Raw genomic sequence first — 17,323 nt, forward strand, 5'->3', positions numbered from 1 at the left:
TGCATTGCAGCAATACGCCGCTGGTTTGACGCGGGGCCGCGGCGTCGGTAATCCTCGCCCGTCCCGTGTGTCCAGCGCGGGCGCATTCATAATTCTTAAGAAACACTTTCTTACGGGGGAGACCGCATGAGCGGAACCGCATCGCAAACGCCGGGGCAGGGAGCCGCCATTCCGGAATTCAAGCAGATCATGGGGCATCCCAAACCCCTGTGGATGCTGTTCATGTCGGAGTTCTGGGAACGCTTCGCGTTCTACGGCATGCGCTGGGCGCTGACGCTGTACATCGTCGCGCAGTTCTTCAATGGCGATTCCAGCGGCGAGGCCTATGCGGGCCGCACCTATGGCGCCTATCTGGCACTGGTCTACGCGACCGCGATCTTCGGCGGTTACGTCGCCGACCGGGTCATCGGCTACCAGCGTTCGATCCTGCTGGGTGCGGTGATCATGTCCGCGGGCCTGTTCATGATCATGGTGCCGAACCAGCAGATCTTCCTGCTCGGCCTGGCCACGGTGATCGTCGGCAACGGCCTGTTCAAGCCCAATATCTCGACGATGGTCGGCCAGCTATACAAGCAGGGCGACCCGCGCCGCGACCGCGGCTTCACCCTGTTCTACATGGGCATCAACGCCGGTGCGCTGATCGCGCCGCTGATCACCGGTTGGCTGGCCGAGCAGATGCTCGGTGGCAGCCCGGAATTCCCCGCCTACAAGGTGGTGTTCGCCGCCGCCGGCATCGGCATGCTGTTCAGCCTGTTCTGGTTCTGGTTCGGCCGCCGCCAGCTCGGCGACATCGGGCGCCCCTCGCCGGAGATGGCGGGCAAGCAGCGTGTCGTCTACGTCGCCCTGGCGGCCGTCGCCGCGATCCCGCTGGTCTACCTGCTGATGGCCAAGGTCGGCGCGGTCGGCCTGGCCTGGCTGCTCGGCATCCTGTTCGTGGCGGTGATCGGCATGCTGGTCGTCGAGGCGATCCGCGAAGGCGCCGTGCAGCGCGACCGCGGCTTCGCGATGCTGATCCTGTTCCTGTTCAACGTGCTGTTCTGGATGTTCTTCGAACAGGCCGGCAGCTCGTTCAACTTCCTCGCCCAGAACATCGTCGACCGCGACCTGTTCGGCCCCGGCGGCTTCGTGTTCCCGACCGGCTGGTTCCAGTCGGTGAACCCGATCGCGATCGTGGCGCTGGCACCGATCGTCACCGCGGTGTGGGCGTTCACCAGCAAGAAGGGCTTCGAGCCGTCGATCCCGCGCAAGTTCGGCCTTGGCCTGATCGGCAATGCGTTGGGCTTCGCGGTGCTGATGTACGCGCTGACCAGCCTGGTCGACAAGGAGGCCAATACCATCCCGTTCTGGCCGCTGGTGCTGTGCTATGTGCTGCAGACCCTCGGCGAGCTGTGCCTGTCGCCGATCGGGCTGTCGATGGTGACCAAGCTGGCGCCGCTGCGCCTGGTCGGCTTCGCGATGGGCGGCTGGTTCCTCAGCGTCGCGATCGGCAACAACCTGTCGGGTCTGCTGGCCGGCGAGATCTCCGGCGAGACCGGCATGACCGTCGATTCCGCGCTGCAGGGCTTCACCTTCAGCTTCTGGCTGCTGGCCGGCGCCGGCGTGCTCCTGTTCCTGATCGCGCCGTTGGTCAACAAGCTGATGCACGGCGTGAAGTGACGGCCTGACCGTCATCGAACCCGGCGACGGCGGCCCTCGGGTCGCCGTCGTCCGTTGTGGGGATGCGAATCGGGAAGTGCCGTGTCGCGGCTCAGGCGCCGTCGAGCAGGGCCCGCGCCTTCAGTCCGACGAAGCGGCGGCCGGGGTTGTCGCCGGCCAGCCACTCGCTCGGCGGGAACAGTTCGAACAGGCCGACCTTGATCAGGGTCGGCACCGCCAGTTCCAGCTGGCGCTCGACCTCGCCGCGTTCGCCGGCGTTGTACAGGCCGATGTTGTGCAGCATCGTGGCGACGGTGCCGGTCTGCACCGTGCTGCCGTCCTTGAGTCTGACTGCGGGGAGGCTTTCGCCGTCGGCGACGATCTTGTGGTTGATCCCGGCCAGGTCGGCGGTGTGCGTGGGGGCGTCGGACATGGAAGCGGTCTGTGCGATGGCGACGGCTCCCGATCTGGGGGCGCCGCCGACCATGGGCAAGCCGTGCTGTCTCAGCCGCCGGCGGCCTCGGCCTCGGCCTGCAGTTCCAGTTCGTCGAGCCGGTCGAGCAGGTTGAACAGCACCGCGCGCTCGGCCTCGCTGATCCCGCCGAGCAGGCGCCGCTCGAAGTCCAGCGCCAGCGGCGCGACCTCATCGTAGATCCGGTAGCCGTCCTCGCTGAGGCTCAGCACCGAGCGGCGGCGGTCGTCGTCGTGCATCTCGCGGACCAGGCGTCCGGCCTCGACCAGGCGCGCGACCGCGCGGCTGACCGCGACCTTGTCCATCGCGGTGCGCTGGGCGACCTCGTTGGCGGACAGGTCCGGGTAGCGGCCGAGCACGGCCATCACCCGCCATTCGGTGATGCCCAGCGCGAAGCGCTCCGAATAGACGCCCGCGATCGCCGAGCTGACCCGGTTCGACAGCACCGACAGGCGGTACGGCAGGAAGTGCTCGAGATCGAGCTGGGCATGGGCCGGGGCTTGCGGAGCCTTGCCCGTGGGCGGATTGGCGGTCGGCTTGGAGCTGTTCATCTCGTACGATGGCCTTGCGTATGGTTTCATTTGAAACTATAAAGCGGGGATGTGGATCGTCGCCGTCCGTGTCGTTGGTGGCGGTTCCTCTCCATCCCCAGGGCAGACCCTGCCCCCAGCAGACACCAGGAGTCCCCCATGAGCGCCCAGCCCAACCTTGGCATGCAGGTCACCACGTTCGAGAATCCGCTCGGCATCGACGGCTTCGAGTTCGTCGAATTCGCCGCGCCGGCCGGACAGGGCGAGGCCCTGCACGACTACTTCCGCAAGCTCGGCTTCACTGCCGTGCTGCGCCACAAGCGCCGTCCGATTACGGTGTATCGGCAGGGCGGTGTCAACTTCCTGGTCAACGAGGACCCGGACAGCTTCGCCGCGGACTTCGCCGCCAAGCACGGCCCGTGCGCCTGCGGCTTCGCGATCCGCTTCAAGGAATCGGCCGGCAAGGTGTTCGACACCGTGGTCAGCAACGGCGGCGAGGCGGTGACCGACAAGGCCGACAGCAAGGCGGTCGAGGCGCCGGTGGTCAAGGGCATCGGCGACTGCATGCTGTACCTGGTCGACAAGTACGGCGACGCCGGCAGCGTCTATGGCGACGACTATGCCGCGATCGAGGGCGCCGACGCCAATCCGGCCGGCTTCGGTCTGACCTTCATCGACCACCTGACCCACAACCTGTACTTCGGCAACATGGCCAAGTGGTCGGACTACTACGAGAAGCTGTTCAACTTCCGCGAGATCCGCTACTTCGACATCAAGGGCGCCAAGACCGGCCTGGTGTCGAAGGCGATGACCGCGCCGGACGGCATCGTGCGGATTCCGCTCAACGAGTCCAGCGATCCGAAGTCGCAGATCAACGAGTACCTCGACGCCTACAAGGGCGAGGGCATCCAGCACATCGCCTGCTTCACCGACAACATCTACGACACCGTCGAGGCGATGCGCGCGGCCGGCGTCGAGTTCCTGGACACCCCGGACACCTACTTCGAGGTGATCGACCAGCGCATCCCGGACCACGGCGAGGACGTGCCGCGGCTGCGGAAGAACAAGATCCTGATCGACGCCGATCCGGAGACCAAGCAGCGCAAGCTGCTGCAGATCTTCACCCAGAACGCGATCGGACCGATCTTCTTCGAGATCATCCAGCGCAAGGGCAACGAGGGCTTCGGCGAGGGCAACTTCCAGGCCCTGTTCGAGTCGATCGAGCGCGACCAGATGAAGCGCGGCGTGCTGTAACGCCCCTTCGCCGCGGGGCCCGTCCCAGGCAGGCCGGGCCCTGTCGTTGCATGTTCCCGTAGGAGCGGCGTGAGCCGCGATCGACCTGTTTCGCGGCTCACGCCGCTCCTACATCAACCCTGTTCCCGGATCGAGGCGGGACGCGCATGGAATCGAACGGTTACCAATCCGGTTTCGGCAACGAGTTCGCGAGCGAGGCGGTCGCCGGCACCCTGCCGGTGGGACGCAACTCGCCGCAGCGGGTCGCGCACGGTCTGTACGCGGAGCAGCTGTCCGGCACCGCCTTCACCGCGCCACGCGCCGAGAACCGCCGCAGCTGGCTGTACCGGATCCGTCCGGCGGCAATGCACGGCGCGTTCGAGCGGATCGATACCGGCACCTTCCACAACGACTTCGGCGACGGCCCGGTCAGTCCCGACCAGATGCGCTGGGGCCCGCTGCCGATGCCGTCGTCGCCAACCGACTTCGTCGACGGCCTGTTCACCATGGCCGGCAACGGTTCGCCGGCCGGCCAGCACGGCGTCGGCATCCACCTGTACGCGGCCAACCGCGACATGGACGGGCGCTGGTTCTACGACGCCGACGGCGAGCTGCTGATCGTGCCGCAGTCGGGCCGCCTGCGCATCGCCACCGAGCTGGGCATGATCGAGATCGAGCCGCAGGAGATCGCGGTGATCCCGCGCGGCATCCGCTTCGCGGTGTCGCTGCCCGACGGCGAGGCGCGCGGCTACGTGTGCGAGAACTTCGGCGCGCTGCTGCGCCTGCCCGACCTGGGACCGATCGGCAGCAATGGCCTGGCCAATCCGCGCGACTTCCTGACCCCGAACGCGGCCTACGAGGACGTGCAGGGGAACTTCGAGCTGATCGCCAAGTTCCAGGGCCACCTGTGGCGGGCGCCGATCGGGCATTCGCCGCTGGACGTGGTCGGCTGGCACGGCAACTACGCGCCGTACAAATACGATCTGCGTCGCTTCAACACGATCGGTTCGATCAGCTACGACCATCCGGACCCGAGCATCTTCCTGGTCCTGCACTCGGCCAGCGACACCCCGGGCACCAGCAACCTCGATTTCGTGATCTTCCCGCCGCGCTGGCTGGTCGCGCAGGACACCTTCCGGCCGCCGTGGTTCCACCGCAACATCGCCAGCGAGTTCATGGGCCTGGTGCACGGCGCCTACGACGCCAAGGCCGAGGGCTTCGTGCCCGGCGGCGCGTCGCTGCACAACTCGATGAGCGGGCACGGCCCGGATGCGGCGACCTTCGAGAAGGCCAGCAGTGCCGACCTGTCGCAGGCGGACGTGATCGCCGACACCATGGCCTTCATGTTCGAGACCCGCGCGGTGCTGCGGCCGACCCCGCAGGCGGTCGAGGCCGGGCATCGCCAGCGCGACTACCAGGCCTGCTGGGCCGGCCTGAAGAAACACTTCGCACCGCCGCGCTGACTGTCAGCCGGCGGGCGTGCCGGGGGTTCCTCAGGCCCGCGACCAGCGGGCGCGCTCGGCATGCAGCGTCAGCAGGTGGGATTCGGGCAGGATCTCGGTCAGGCGATCGGCGACCCGGTGGGTATAGGACGGGTTGCAGGTGGCATGGATGTGGCGCAGCGCGTCGAGCATGCCGGCGACCGTCTCGTCCGGGTCGCGGCTGGCCTGCAGGGTGGCGGCCAGGGCTGCGGCATCAGCGTTGCGCAGCAGTTGCAACAGGCCGATCACGTACATCTTCGACGCGGCCAGCGAGCGCCGGGGGGCGCTGCGCAGGGACTGTTGCGTGGCCGCTGCGGGCGAGGGTGCGGCGGTCGCACCGAAGGCCGGGGCCGGCGTGTCGTGCGGCAGGCGAGCGGGGGCCTGCGGCGCGCCCTTCGGCATCGATGCCGCCGCATCCAGGGGCGAGCGCGGGCGCCGGTTCGCGACCAGATAGTCCTCGCGCAGCAGCCGTTCGACCGCAGCGCGGGCATTGCCGCCGAGCAGGCCGACGATCTCGTCCAGATCGCGCTGGCCGTTGCTGATGATCAGCGCGCGCCGTTCCACGGTACTGAGCCGGGCCGAATGGCCGGTCAGGGCGGCATGGGCTTTGGGCGTCTTGTGCAGCAGCATCGCAGGCCCCCGCTGAGTGCGCGCCAGAGGCTAGTGACGGCAGGTTAAAACGCGATTACATTCGCGTTCCCCGTGTGCGATGTGGCACAGGAATCGCTGGAATCCGTGACGTGTTCCTCGTGTCCGGGCGCGGGTCGCCGCCACCGCGTTCGCGCCGGCTGCACATGGGGAGCCGCTAGTCTGTGCCCCTTGTCCGTCCGTCAAGCCATGAGAGCGCCCATGAGAACACCTGCGCAGACCGGGATGCTCCGGTCCCAGTCGAACGCACCGTATCCGTTGCCCGTGGGCGAGCGCCCGGCGGTGCCTGCGGCCGCGCTGGCGGCGATGCTGGCGGCGGTCCTGCTGGTCGGCTGCCAGCGTCACGACGATGGCGGAGATGCGGCCGCGATCGTCGACACGACGGATGCGCCGGCGGCGAGCGCCGCCGCCGCCGCGCCGGTCCCCGGCGATGACGATGATGGCGCGCCGCAACAGACGCTGGCGCTCGACGACCAGCCGGCCGAGGACGTGCCTCCGGCCACCGCGTCGGGCCTGCAGCCGCCGCCGTCGCGCGAGACCGGCCCGGCCCGGGTGGACGGGTACGGGCCGCTGCGGATCGGCATGACTGCCGAGCAGATGCGCGCGGCCTGGACGGAGCAACCCGCGCTGGCCGCGATCGGCGAACCGGCCGAGGGCAGCAGTTGCCACTACCTGCGCGCCGGCAACGGCAGCGGCGGGGAGAGTCCGGCGTTCATGCTCGAAGACGGGCGGTTCGTGCGTTACGACGTCTCCGACCCGGACATCGAGGCGCCGGGCGGTGGCCGCGTGGGCGTGCAGGGCGATGCGATCCGCGCGCTCTACGCCGGCCGCTACGAGGCGATGCCGCACAAGTACGTCGAGGGCGGGCAGTACCTGCGGGTGACCGGCCTGGGCGTGGGCGATGCCGGCGGCGGCGACGGCGTACTGGTGTTCGTCGTCGACGCCGATGGCCGGGTCAGCGCCTGGCGCGCCGGCCGCGCGCCGCAGGTGGACTACGTGGAAGGCTGCTCCTGAGCGGCCGCAGGCACGGACGCTCGCCGCCGCGGCATCGTGGCTAGAATGGATCGACGCGGGGGCGCCGCAAGGCCCGGCCCGCGCCGACCGACTGCGTAGGGGAGCGTCAGATGTCCGCAACCATCCTGTGGTTCGTGCTCGGCCTGGTGCTGCTGGCGCTGGGCGGCGATTCGATCGTCAAGGGCGCTTCCGGCCTGGCCCAGCGGATCGGCGCCTCGCCGTTCGTGGCCGGACTGGTGCTGGTGGCGTTCGGCACCTCGCTGCCGGAACTGGCGGTCAATCTCCGGGCCGTGGTCGACGGTCAGCAGGCGCTGGCACTGGGCAACGCGGTCGGCAGCAATATCGTCAACTTCGGTCTGACCCTGGGCGCGGCCGCGGTCGCGGCGCCGCTGCTGGTGCGTTGGCGCGCGCTGTCGCCGTTGCTGCTGCTGTTGTTGCTGGGCACGCTGGCGGTGATCGGGCTGTCGCTGGACGGCGGTCTCGGCCGGATCGAGGGGGCGGGGCTGCTGGCGGCCTTCGTCGCGGTGCTGGCGTTCGCGCTGGCGCGCACCCGCAACGAGGCGCCCGAGGTGCAGGACGCGATCGCCGCCTACGCGCAGACCCGGACTGCGCTGGGGCTGAACCTGCTGCGCTTCGCGGTGGCCGCGGCGCTGCTGTACTACGGTGCCGGGCTGGTGGTCGACAACGCGCTGGTGCTGGGCGCGGCGATGGGCATGACCCCGTTGCTGACCGGCCTGCTGCCGGTGGCGATCGCGACGGCACTGCCGGAGGTCGCCGCGGCGATCGCGGCCGCACGGCGCGGGCAGGGCGACATGGTCGCCGGCCACGTGATCGGCTCCAGCCTGTTCAACCTGTTCGTGGTGGTCGGCGCGATGGCGCTGTGGCAGCCGTTGCCGATCGCCGCCTCGTTCGTGCGCTTCGAGCTGCCGGCGGCGCTGCTGGTCGCGTTGATGCTGGTGCCGATGCTGCGCGGCGATCTGCGCATCAGCCGCGGCGAGGGCGGCGTGCTGCTGGCCGCCTGCGCCGGCTGGGTCGGTCTGGAGCTGCTGTTCCTGTACGGCTGAGCAGGCGCCGGCGAGGGGCTATCGCGCGCCGGCGAACCTTTCGCGCACGAAGGCGGCGCGCGCGTCCGCGTCCATGTTCGGGTCCGCCTCGCGGTCGATCTGTTCCAGCCGCGCGCGCAGGCCGCGGCGGTTGGCGACCTGGATGGCCAGGCCGGGTCGGGCGTTGAGCTCCAGGATCAGCGGCCCCTGCTCGCGGTCGATCACGATGTCGACGCCGAGGTAGCCCAGCCCGGTCAGCTCGTAGCCGCGCGCGGACAGCTCGAGGATCCGGTCCCAGCCCGGAATCTCCACCCCTTCCAGCGGTTCCAGACTGTCGGGGTGCTTGTCGACCGGATGGCCGTGCCAGACCCCGTGCGTGGTCAGTCCGGTGGCGATGTCGATGCCGGTGCCGACCGCGCCCTGGTGCAGGTTGGCCTTGCCGCCGGAGGCGCGCGTGGGCAGTCGCAGCATCGCCAGCACCGGGAAGCCGCGCTGCACGATCACCCGCACGTCGGGCACGCCCAGGTGCGAGATCGCGTTGAACACCGAGTCCGGCCGCACCCGGTATTCGATCATCGCGCGGTCGGGGCGCCCGCCGAAGCTGTACATCCCGGACAGGATGTTGCCCAGGTGGTAGACGATGTCCTCGCGCGCCATCCGCGCGCCGTTGATCTTCAGATAGCCGTCGCCGAGGCGTCCGGCCACCACCACGATGCCGTCGCCGCCGGCGCCGCGGGCGGGCTTGATGACGAAGTCCTCGCGTCCCTCCAGCAGGCGCTCGAAGCGGCGCGCGTCGTGGTAGGTCGATACCACGCCGTAGAGGTCGGGCACCGCCATTCCGGCGTCCAGCGCGAGCTGCTTGGTGAGCAGCTTGTCGTCCACCCGCGGGTACAGCCGGCGCGGATTGCGCTCGGCGATGTACAGCGCGTTGCGCGCGTTCATGCTCAGCACGCCGGCACGGCGCAGCTCACCGGGCCAGGCGAACCACCTCACCGCCGCGCCCCCTGGGCGAGCGCGCGGAAGCGCAGCAGCTCGCTGAGACGGTAGCCGGTGTAGCGGCCCATCATCAGCGCGATCGCCAGCACCAGCAGCAGCACCTCGGGGAACACGAACACGAAGTACTCGACCCGCGCGTTGTACATCGCCAGATAGCAGGCGATCGCCACCGCCAGGCTGCCGATCGCCTGGGTGATCGCATCGGCCGGGCCGTGCTCCTCCCAGACGATCGAGATGCGCTCGATGGTCATCGCCATGATCACCATCGGGAACAGCGCCACCGACAGTCCGACGTCGAACTCGAGCCGGTGCGCCAGCATGCTCACCAGCAGCATCAGCATGATCACCACGATCACCACCACCGCCAGTCGCGGCACCAGCAGCAGCTTGAGGTGTTCGAGATAGAACCGCACCGCCAGGCCCAGGGTCACGATCACCGAGAACAGCAGCACGCCGGAGGCCAGGTCGGTTTCGCGGAACGCCAGCGAGATCAGCACCGGCATGAAGGTGCCGAAGGTGCGGATGCCGACCACGTTGCGCAGGATCACGATCAGCAGGATGCCGATCGGCACCAGCAGCAGCGAGCGGTAGACGTTCTGCACGTGCACCGGCAGGTTCGACAGCGAATAGGCGCTGACCGGCGAGCCGACCAGCTCGGTCTGCCGGCCGACCATCTCCAGGGCCGGCTCAAGGCTGCGGGTGACCGAGAACTTGAGCTCGGGATGGCGCGCGTTCTCGACCGTGAACAGCGGCGCGTCGCCGTACCACCAGATCAGGAAGTCGGACGGGTAGCCGTGACTGGCGTCGGCGGGGTTGATCGCGATCCAGCGCTCGCCGTTGTTGACCTCCAGCCAGGGCTCGGGGACCGGGTCGCGGATGCCTTCGGCCAGATGGATGCCCCAGACCATCCGTGCCGGGATGTGGGCGCCGGCCAGAACATGGATCGAGGTCCGGGTCAGCTGCTCGCGGGTCGCCGGCTGCGGCAGCAACAGCTGCACGTTCTCGTTGGGGGCGGGGCCGGCGAGCATCTTCACCAGCAGCGATGAGAAGGTCGCGATGTCGGCGGACTTGCTGCGGACCTCGTCGAGGATGGCCTCGACCGCGGCCCCCTCGAGCTCGCCGTACTCCGGTGCCTGGTCCAGCGCCGGAACCGCCTCGTCCACGGTCTCGCTCTGGTGTCCGGACAGGGTCGCGCGGTAGTACAGCGCCTGCTGGCCGGACGCGCGGCGGATGCTCCACAGCGCCAGCCGATTGTCCTCGCGTTCCTCGGTCTGCACGCCGTAGCCGCGCGAGACGAAGTTCTCGTCGAGGATCAGGAAGCCCGGCGGGTTGGCCGGGATCGCGAGTTCGGCCTTGATCGCGCGGCCGTCGGGCTCGAAGCCCAGGCGCGCTTCCACCACCCAGCTCTCCACCTCCTCGGCCGGTACCAGCGGATACCCCAGCACGCGGGCCTTGTAGGCGATCAGCCCGATGGCGGCCGCCGCCAGCAGGGTGGCGAGGATCCTGAGGTGCCAGCGATTCATGCCGCTTCCGGGCCGACCGCGTCAGCGGCGTCGGGACTCAGCATTCCCTGGCGCCTGCACGATGGCCGCTGGATGAAGGTCTCGCCGGGGTCGACGACGACGTGGCCGGCCATGAAGTTGCGGCCGACCAGCACCGGGTACACGAACGAGCTGCGGTCGACCAGGGTGAACTCCTGCCTGCGGTAGACCGTGCCCAGGCACATGCCCAGCTCGACCACCGGGCGCCGCTGCGTCGTGTCGTCGTGGCGGCGGATGCGGACATAGCGGACCAGGCGCGACTCGAACGACTCCTCGATGTCGTGGTCGACATCGCGGACCACGAAGCGGACGTGGCGCTTGCCATCCTTCTTGAACACCTCGATGTCCTCGGCGGTCAGCGAGGAGGTGGTGGCGCCAGTATCCAGCTTGGCCTTGAGTCGCAGCGGCCCGCGGCCGATGTCGACCCATTCGATCCAGCCGAGGATGTCCTTGCTGTTGGCGTCCTGCGAGTCGCCCGCCAAGGCGGCCGGCGCGAACGCCAGCAGGCAGGCGACGTAAAGACTCGCAATGGATCGGGTCATGATTTTCCGTCCGGATTGGCTTGCAAACCGGTAATGCTACTGTGCCCGGAGCGCATTTTCGCCGGATCGGCCGCTCCGGCTGCGCCGAAATGGGCAGCCAGTTCAGCTTCGGGCCCGCGGCCCGGGCGGTCAGTGGCCGGCTTCGTCCGGCTCCCGCCCGGAGACGCCGCCGGTTTCCGCGTCGGGGCGCGGGGGGCGCCGCTGCAGGCCGATCTTCAGCGCCGCCAGCGACATCAGGTGGGCGCTGACCGGAGCGGTGATGAACAGGAACAGGGTGACCAGGATCTCGCGCAGGCCCAGACCGTCGCCGATCCAGGCGTGGTAGCCGATCGAGGCCAGCAGGATGCAGCCGACCCCGAGCGTGGTCGCCTTGGTCGGCCCGTGCAGGCGCTTGAAGAAGTCCGACAGCTTGACCAGGCCGAGCGAGCCGACCAGCACGAAGCCGCTGCCGATCAGCAGCAGCGCGGCGAGCAGGTATTCCAGCGCGGCGTTCATTCGACGATATCCCGGCGCAGCACGTACTTGCTGAGCATCACCGTGCCGACGAAGCCCAGCATCGCGATCACCAGCGCGGCCTCGAAGTAGATCGACGAGCGCAACTGCATGCCGAACAGGATCAGGGCGGCGATGGTGTTGATGTAGAGGGTGTCCAGGGCGAGGATGCGGTCGGGCACCGACGGCCCGGCCAGCAGGCGGTACAGGCTGAACAACATGGCCAGGGCGACCATGTACAGCGAGGCGGTCAGCGCGTGATCGATGACGGTCACGGGAAGATCTCCTTCAGCAGCGACTCGTAGCGTGCCTTGATCTCGGCGACCTGGGCGTCGGCGTCCTTCAGGTTGAAGCAGTGCACCAGCAGGAAGCGGCGATCCTCGGTCAGCTCGGCCGAGACCGTGCCGGGGGTCAGGGTGATGATGCTGGCCAGCGCGGTGATGCCGTGGATGTTGGTCAGTTCCAGCGGAATCCAGACGAAGCCCGGGGTCAGCACGCGCTCCGGGCCGAGGATGCGGCGGGCGACCTCGATGTTCGACAGCAGCATGTCCCACAACACCCGCCGGGTCAGCGCCAGCAGCGCGATCGTGCGGCCGAAACTGGCGCGCTCGGGTTCGAGCATGCCGGCCAGCCACGGCAGCAGCAGGGCGAGGATGATGCCGATCGCCAGCTGGCCGGGCGAGAAGTCGGCGACCAGAAGCAGCCACAGCAGCAGTACCGCCAGGCTCAACGGCGGCGAGGTCAGCAGGCGTCTCATGGCGAAGGCTCCCGCAGCTGCGGCGCGGTGGCATGCGCCGCGTGGATGTAGTCGGCCGGCGCCAGCAGTTGTCCGGCCGCGGCATCGGTGTAGCGCATCAGCGGACCGCCGAACACGGTCATGCCGATGCCGTAGGCCAGCAGCAGGACGACCGCCGCCACCTGCGCGCGCGACGGCGGCGCCGGGACCGGGGTGGTGTCCGGCCACGGCTGCGCGCGCCAGAAGGTCTGGCTGGCGGTGCGCGCCAGCGCGACCACGGTCAGCAGGCTCGTCGCCAGCACCACCGACCACACCCAGGCCACCGCATCGGCGGGCACCGCGTCGAGCAGCATCACCTTGCCGAGGAAGCCCGACAGCGGCGGCATGCCGGACACCGAGATCGCGGCGGTCGCGAACAGCAGGCCGAGCATGGCGTTGTGGCGCAACGGGCCGGCGACGTCGAGGTTGTCGCCGATCGCCCCGCGCTGGCGGCGGATCAGGTCGACCACCAGGAACAGCGCGCCGGCGACGAAGGTGCTGTGGACCAGGTAGTACAGGCCGGCGGCGATCGACCCGGCGGTGTTCAGCGAGATCGCGATGAACAGGGTCGCCGCCGAGGCGATCACCAGGAACGCGACCAGCATCCGCAGCGATTTGCTCGCCAGCGCGCCGAGCGTCGCCAGCACCAGGGTCAGCAGGCCGGCCGGCAGCAGCCATTCCCAGGCCCAGCCGGCGAGCGCGCCGGCCTCGCTGCCGAACACCAGGCTGTAGACCCGCAGCACCGCGTAGACGCCGACCTTGGTCATCACCGCGAACAGCGCGGCCACCGGTGCCGGCGCGCGCGAGTAGGCGTTGGGCAGCCACAGGTACAGCGGCACCAGCGCGGCCTTGGCGCAGAACACCACCAGCAGGACACCGGAGGCGGCGCGGATCAGCGCCAGGCTGGACGGGTCGGCCTGGCCGACGCGTTGGGCGAGTTCGGCCATGTTGAGGCTGCCCAGCAGGCCGTACAGCAGGCCCAGCGCGATCAGGAACAGGGTCGAGGCGGTGATGTTGAGCACCACGTAGTGCAGGCCGGCGCGCATCCGCGGACCGCGACCGCCGCTGAGCAGCAGTCCGTAGGAGGCGATCAGCATCACCTCGAAGAACACGAACAGGTTGAACAGGTCGCCGGTCAGGAAGGCGCCGTTGAGGCCGGCCAGCTGCAACTGGAACAGCGCGTGGAAGTGGATCGCGCGGCGGTCCCAGCCGGCGCAGGCGTACAGCAGGCAGGCGCCGGCGAGCAGGGTCGTGGTCAGCACCAGTAGCGCGCTGGTGCGGTCGGCGACCAGGGCGATGCCCAGTCGCGCCGGCCAGTCGCCGACCAGGTACATCGAGATCGTATCGGCGTCGGCGGCGCGCACCAGGGCGATGGCGACCAGGGTCAGCACCGCCATCGCCAGCGCCGACACCGCGCGCTGCACGGCGATGCCGCGACGCTCGGCCAGCAGCAGCACCGCGCCGAACAGCAGCGGCAGCAGGATCGGCAGGACCGGCAGGTGGGCGCCGAGGGTGGTGAGGGTTCCGGCGGTATCGATCGCTGCGATCACGGCATGCCCTCGCCGCCGGCATCGACGTGGTCGCTGCCGTTGTCGGAGCGGTTGCGCATCGCGATCACGATGGTCACCGCGGTCATCGCGAAGGCGATCACGATCGCGGTCAGCACCAGCGCCTGCGGCAGCGGGTCGGTGTAGTGGGCCAGGGTCGGCGCGATCGCCTTGCCGGCCTCATCGACCTGCAACACCGGCGGCTTGCCGATCACCAGCCGACCCGAGGAGAAGATCAGCAGATTGGTCGCGTACGACAACAGGGTCAGGCCGAGGATCACGTCGAAGCTGCGCGCGCGCAGCAGCAGGTAGACCCCGGCGGCGCTCAGCAGGCCGATCAGGCTGGCGAGGGCGAGTTCCATCAGGCGTCCTCCCCTGTGGTGGCGGGTGAATCCGGCGCCGGCTGGGCGCGCCGGACCAGTGGGCGCGGCGGATTGACCGTGCCCATCATCGACAGGATCAGCATCGCGCCGCCGAACACGACCAGGTACACGCCGGTGTCGAAACCGATCGCGCTGGCCAGCGGCACCGTGCCGATCAGCGGCAACTGCGGCTCGACGTGGCCGCTGGTCAGGAACGGGTAGCCCAGCAGCATCGGCGCCAGCCCGGTCGCGGCGGCGATCAGCAGGCCGATCCCGATGCAGCGCACGTAGTTGAAGCCAAGCCGCGACTCGACGTACTGCGAGCCCAGCAGTACGTACTGCAGCAACAGCGGCACCGCCAGCACCAGGCCGGCGATGAAGCCGCCGCCGGGCGCGTTGTGGCCGCGCAGGAACAGGTAGGCCGATACCGCCAGCGCCAGCGGGAACAGCAGATGGCTGAGGTTGGACGGCATCGGCAGCGGACCGGCGACGCCGGGCACGACCTCGTCGGCGGCGATCCGCGCGCGCCGCAGCAGCGCGTGCACGACCAGGCCGGCGATGCCGAACACGGTGATCTCGCCGAAGGTGTCGAAGCCGCGGAAGTCGACCAGGATCACGTTGACCACGTTGCGGCCGTAGCCCTCCGGCAGCGAGCGGGCCAGCAGTTCGGTGGCGACGGTGTCCAGCGGGCGGGTCATCATCGCGTAGGCCAGCGCGCCGATGCCGGCGCCGACCACCAGCGCGATCGCGCCGTCGCGCCAGCGGCGGGCGGCATCGTCGGTGCGCTGCGATTCCTGCGGCAGGTAGTTCAGCGCCAGCAGCATCAGCGCGATCGTGACCATCTCCACCAGCAACTGGGTCAGGGCCAGGTCGGGCGCCGACATCAGCACGAAGATCAGGCTGACCGCCAGCCCGACCGCGCCGATGACCAGCAGCGCCAGCAGGCGCTGGCGATGCAGCAGCACGGTCCCGACGGTCGCGGCGATCGCGACCAGCCACACCGCCCAGCCCAGCACCGGCATCGGCTGGCTGGCGCCGACGCCGTCGGCGAGGGCGGCGAGGGTCGGCAGGCCGGCGATCGCGATCAGGGCGATCAGCACCCACCACAGCGAACGCTGCAGGCTGCCGTCGGTGACGTGGAAGGTGAAGCGGCGCGCGCTGGTCAGCAGGGCGCGGGTGTTGACCCGGAACAGGTGGCGGCCCAGCGCGTGGCGGGCGACCGCGTGCAGGTTGATCAGCCGGCGCAGGCCCAGGTACAGCAGCGCGCCGCCGATCACGCCGCCGAAGCTCATCAGCAGCGGCAGGTTGATGCCGTGCCAGATCGCCAGGCTGTACTCGGGCACCGCATCGCCGAGCACGCCGTGGGCGGCGGTCGCCAGCACCGGCGCGATCGTCCAGGCCGGCACGATGCCGACCGCCAGGCACAGCACCACCAGCACCTCGACCGGGATCTTCATGAACCGCGGCGGCTCGTGGATCTCGCGGTCGACCGCGCGCGGACCGTCGCCGAAGAAGGTGTCGTGGACGAAGCGCAGGCTGTAGGCGACGCCGAACACGCCGGCCAGGAACGCGACCACCGAGGCGGCGATCCGCATCCCGGCGTGGCCCTCGATCTCCAGCGCCAGGGCGAAGAACATCTCCTTCGACAGGAAGCCGTTGAGCAGCGGGATGCCGGCCATCGCCAGTGCGGCGATGATCGCCAGGGTGCTGGTGAACGGCAGGTAGCGGCGTAGGTTGCCGAGCCGGCGCATGTCGCGGGTGCCGGTCTCGTGGTCGATGATGCCCGCGGCCATGAACAACGAGGCCTTGAAGGTCGCGTGGTTGAGGATGTGGAACAGGCCGGCGACCACCGCCATCGGCGTCGACAACCCGAACAGCATCGTGATCAGGCCCAGGTGCGAGATCGTCGAATAGGCCAGCAGGCCCTTGAGGTCGTGCTGGAAGATCGCGTTCCAGGCGCCGACCAGCAGGGTCGCCGCGCCGATGCTGGTGACCACGTAGAAGAACAGTTCGGTGCCGGCCAGGGCCGGGTGCAGGCGCGCCAGCAGGAACACGCCGGCCTTCACCATCGTCGCCGAGTGCAGATAAGCCGAGACCGGGGTCGGCGCCGCCATCGCGTGCGGCAGCCAGAAATGGAACGGGAACTGCGCGCTCTTGGTGAAGATGCCGGCCAGCACCAGCGCCAGGATCGCCGGATACATCGGGTCGGCGCGCAGCTGGTCGCCGGCCGCCAGCACCGCGTCCAGCTCGTAGCTGCCGACCACCTGGCCGATCAGGATCACGCCGCCGAGCAGGGCCAGGCCACCGGCGCCGGTGATGGTCAGCGCCATGCGCGCGCCCTCGCGCGCCTCGTTCTGCCGCGACCAATAACCGATCAGCAGGAACGAGCTGATCGAGGTCAGCTCCCAGAAGATCGCCAGCAGCAACAGGTTGCCGGCGATCACCATGCCCAGCATCGAGCCCATGAACAGCAGCAGGTAGCCGAAGAACTTCGGCGCATCCTCCTCGGCGCTGAGGTAGTAGCGGGCGTACATCACCACCAGCACGCCGATCGCCAGCACCATCAGCGCGAACATCCACGCCAGGCCGTCCATCCGCAGCGAGAACGCCAGTCCCAGCTGCGGGATCCACGGGTGGACCGATTGCGGAATGGTGCCGTCGAGCACCGCCGGCGTCAGGGTGGCCAGCAGGCCGAGTCCGATCAGCGGAGCGGCACCGGCCAGCCAGGCGGTGGTCCGGCGCGAGGCCGAACGGTGCAGCAACACCACGATGGCGAACACGAACGGCAGGGCTAGCAGCAGTTCCAGCATCTCGCTCCTGGGGCCTGCGCGACTCCTCGGGAATCTTCCTTTGGAATCAAGCGCTTCAGGGGTTGGGGGAGGTGGGCGACGCCGGTTCGCCGTCGCGGCCGGCCATTCTACCCGAAGGTATCGCGTCGCCCGTCGGGGCGGTTCGGCCGCAACGCTCGGTATGCTGTGCGGATGATGGTCGATGTCCGCCCCATGCCGGCCG

General features: G+C 69.4%; 17 protein-coding genes. 5 read left to right on the forward strand and 12 right to left on the reverse strand.

Annotation, left to right across the window (positions count from 1 at the left end; all coding sequences use genetic code 11):
- Positions 1-126: 126 nt before the first annotated feature.
- Positions 127-1,656, forward strand: a complete 1,530-nt coding sequence (locus tag C9I47_RS03580; RefSeq protein WP_111265523.1) for a peptide MFS transporter — start codon at positions 127-129, stop codon at positions 1,654-1,656.
- 91 nt (positions 1,657-1,747) lie between these two features.
- Here the strand turns inward: C9I47_RS03580 and C9I47_RS03585 are convergent, their stop codons facing one another.
- Both C9I47_RS03585 and C9I47_RS03590 read right to left on the reverse strand, forming a co-directional pair.
- Entirely contained in the window at positions 1,748-2,068 is a 321-nt protein-coding gene (locus C9I47_RS03585; protein ID WP_111265524.1) for a DUF7709 family protein, read from the reverse strand.
- A gap of 71 nt (positions 2,069-2,139) precedes the next feature.
- Positions 2,140-2,658 (reverse strand): MarR family winged helix-turn-helix transcriptional regulator, encoded by a 519-nt coding sequence (locus C9I47_RS03590; RefSeq protein ID WP_111265525.1) that lies wholly within the window; start codon positions 2,656-2,658, stop codon positions 2,140-2,142.
- A 138-nt stretch (positions 2,659-2,796) separates the two neighbouring features.
- Between C9I47_RS03590 and hppD the strand changes: the two genes are divergently transcribed.
- On the forward strand, positions 2,797-3,891 hold the full coding sequence (gene hppD, locus C9I47_RS03595; RefSeq protein ID WP_190238595.1) for a 4-hydroxyphenylpyruvate dioxygenase: 1,095 nt from the start codon (positions 2,797-2,799) through the stop codon (positions 3,889-3,891).
- A gap of 146 nt (positions 3,892-4,037) precedes the next feature.
- Complete coding sequence (gene hmgA, locus C9I47_RS03600) at positions 4,038-5,333, forward strand: homogentisate 1,2-dioxygenase (RefSeq protein ID WP_111265527.1); 1,296 nt, start codon at positions 4,038-4,040, stop codon at positions 5,331-5,333.
- Positions 5,334-5,363: 30 nt separating this feature from the next.
- On the opposite strand, the gene C9I47_RS03605 is transcribed toward hmgA, so the two are convergent.
- A complete protein-coding gene (locus C9I47_RS03605) occupies positions 5,364-5,981 on the reverse strand; it encodes a hypothetical protein (protein ID WP_111265528.1) in 618 nt (205 codons plus the stop codon).
- A 243-nt stretch (positions 5,982-6,224) separates the two neighbouring features.
- Here C9I47_RS03605 and C9I47_RS03610 point away from each other — a divergent pair, with 243 nt between their 5' ends.
- Complete coding sequence (locus tag C9I47_RS03610) at positions 6,225-7,013, forward strand: lectin (RefSeq protein WP_145985417.1); 789 nt, start codon at positions 6,225-6,227, stop codon at positions 7,011-7,013.
- A 110-nt stretch (positions 7,014-7,123) separates the two neighbouring features.
- Positions 7,124-8,077 carry a sodium:calcium antiporter gene (locus C9I47_RS03615; protein ID WP_111265530.1) on the forward strand — a complete coding sequence of 318 codons (954 nt, stop codon included), beginning with the start codon at positions 7,124-7,126 and terminating at the stop codon, positions 8,075-8,077.
- 18 nt (positions 8,078-8,095) lie between these two features.
- Here C9I47_RS03615 and C9I47_RS03620 read toward each other — a convergent pair whose 3' ends face one another.
- From C9I47_RS03620 to C9I47_RS03660, 9 genes are all read right to left on the reverse strand, one after another.
- Positions 8,096-9,049: an alpha-L-glutamate ligase-like protein gene (locus tag C9I47_RS03620; protein ID WP_111265531.1), complete on the reverse strand. Its 954-nt coding sequence runs from the start codon at positions 9,047-9,049 to the stop codon at positions 8,096-8,098.
- Complete coding sequence (locus tag C9I47_RS03625) at positions 9,046-10,575, reverse strand: inactive transglutaminase family protein (protein ID WP_111265532.1); 1,530 nt, start codon at positions 10,573-10,575, stop codon at positions 9,046-9,048. The genes C9I47_RS03620 and C9I47_RS03625 overlap by 4 nt, the downstream gene beginning before the upstream one ends.
- Positions 10,572-11,135, reverse strand: a complete 564-nt coding sequence (locus C9I47_RS03630) for an ATP-dependent zinc protease family protein (protein WP_111265533.1) — start codon at positions 11,133-11,135, stop codon at positions 10,572-10,574. The genes C9I47_RS03625 and C9I47_RS03630 overlap by 4 nt, the downstream gene beginning before the upstream one ends.
- A 129-nt stretch (positions 11,136-11,264) precedes the next feature.
- Entirely contained in the window at positions 11,265-11,630 is a 366-nt protein-coding gene (locus C9I47_RS03635; protein ID WP_111265534.1) for a Na+/H+ antiporter subunit G, read from the reverse strand.
- Positions 11,627-11,863, reverse strand: coding sequence for a K+/H+ antiporter subunit F (locus C9I47_RS03640; RefSeq protein ID WP_111267942.1), 237 nt, complete (start codon positions 11,861-11,863; stop codon positions 11,627-11,629). Before C9I47_RS03640 ends, C9I47_RS03635 begins: the two co-directional genes overlap by 4 nt.
- A 35-nt stretch (positions 11,864-11,898) precedes the next feature.
- Complete coding sequence (locus tag C9I47_RS03645; protein ID WP_111265535.1) at positions 11,899-12,384, reverse strand: Na+/H+ antiporter subunit E; 486 nt, start codon at positions 12,382-12,384, stop codon at positions 11,899-11,901.
- Positions 12,381-13,952 (reverse strand): monovalent cation/H+ antiporter subunit D, encoded by a 1,572-nt coding sequence (locus C9I47_RS03650; RefSeq protein WP_249041086.1) that lies wholly within the window; start codon positions 13,950-13,952, stop codon positions 12,381-12,383. Before C9I47_RS03650 ends, C9I47_RS03645 begins: the two co-directional genes overlap by 4 nt.
- Positions 13,949-14,311 carry a Na+/H+ antiporter subunit C gene (locus tag C9I47_RS03655; RefSeq protein WP_111265536.1) on the reverse strand — a complete coding sequence of 121 codons (363 nt, stop codon included), beginning with the start codon at positions 14,309-14,311 and terminating at the stop codon, positions 13,949-13,951. Before C9I47_RS03655 ends, C9I47_RS03650 begins: the two co-directional genes overlap by 4 nt.
- Positions 14,311-17,121 carry a monovalent cation/H+ antiporter subunit A gene (locus tag C9I47_RS03660; protein ID WP_111265537.1) on the reverse strand — a complete coding sequence of 937 codons (2,811 nt, stop codon included), beginning with the start codon at positions 17,119-17,121 and terminating at the stop codon, positions 14,311-14,313. Before C9I47_RS03660 ends, C9I47_RS03655 begins: the two co-directional genes overlap by 1 nt.
- Between the last annotated feature and the right edge of the window lie 202 nt (positions 17,122-17,323).

It is taken from the genome of Marilutibacter maris, assembly GCF_003233695.1.
Classification (GTDB): Bacteria; Pseudomonadota; Gammaproteobacteria; order Xanthomonadales; family Xanthomonadaceae; genus Marilutibacter; species Marilutibacter maris.

Excerpts from the sequence above, each read along its gene's own strand:
- C9I47_RS03590 (WP_111265525.1), bottom strand. The coding sequence starts at position 2,658 with ATGAACAGCTCCAAGCCGACCGCCAATCCGCCCACGGGCAAGGCTCCG.
- C9I47_RS03625 (WP_111265532.1), bottom strand. The coding sequence starts at position 10,575 with ATGAATCGCTGGCACCTCAGGATCCTCGCCACCCTGCTGGCGGCGGCC.
- C9I47_RS03605 (WP_111265528.1), bottom strand. The coding sequence starts at position 5,981 with ATGCTGCTGCACAAGACGCCCAAAGCCCATGCCGCCCTGACCGGCCAT.
- C9I47_RS03660 (WP_111265537.1), bottom strand. The coding sequence starts at position 17,121 with ATGCTGGAACTGCTGCTAGCCCTGCCGTTCGTGTTCGCCATCGTGGTG.
- C9I47_RS03585 (WP_111265524.1), bottom strand. The coding sequence starts at position 2,068 with ATGTCCGACGCCCCCACGCACACCGCCGACCTGGCCGGGATCAACCAC.
- C9I47_RS03640 (WP_111267942.1), bottom strand. The coding sequence starts at position 11,863 with ATGGTCGCCCTGGCCATGTTGTTCAGCCTGTACCGCCTGCTGGCCGGG.
- C9I47_RS03610 (WP_145985417.1), top strand. The coding sequence starts at position 6,225 with ATGCTCCGGTCCCAGTCGAACGCACCGTATCCGTTGCCCGTGGGCGAG.
- C9I47_RS03580 (WP_111265523.1), top strand. The coding sequence starts at position 127 with ATGAGCGGAACCGCATCGCAAACGCCGGGGCAGGGAGCCGCCATTCCG.
- C9I47_RS03615 (WP_111265530.1), top strand. The coding sequence starts at position 7,124 with ATGTCCGCAACCATCCTGTGGTTCGTGCTCGGCCTGGTGCTGCTGGCG.
- C9I47_RS03645 (WP_111265535.1), bottom strand. The coding sequence starts at position 12,384 with ATGAGACGCCTGCTGACCTCGCCGCCGTTGAGCCTGGCGGTACTGCTG.
- hppD (WP_190238595.1), top strand. The coding sequence starts at position 2,797 with ATGAGCGCCCAGCCCAACCTTGGCATGCAGGTCACCACGTTCGAGAAT.
- C9I47_RS03635 (WP_111265534.1), bottom strand. The coding sequence starts at position 11,630 with ATGAACGCCGCGCTGGAATACCTGCTCGCCGCGCTGCTGCTGATCGGC.
- C9I47_RS03655 (WP_111265536.1), bottom strand. The coding sequence starts at position 14,311 with ATGGAACTCGCCCTCGCCAGCCTGATCGGCCTGCTGAGCGCCGCCGGG.
- hmgA (WP_111265527.1), top strand. The coding sequence starts at position 4,038 with ATGGAATCGAACGGTTACCAATCCGGTTTCGGCAACGAGTTCGCGAGC.
- C9I47_RS03630 (WP_111265533.1), bottom strand. The coding sequence starts at position 11,135 with ATGACCCGATCCATTGCGAGTCTTTACGTCGCCTGCCTGCTGGCGTTC.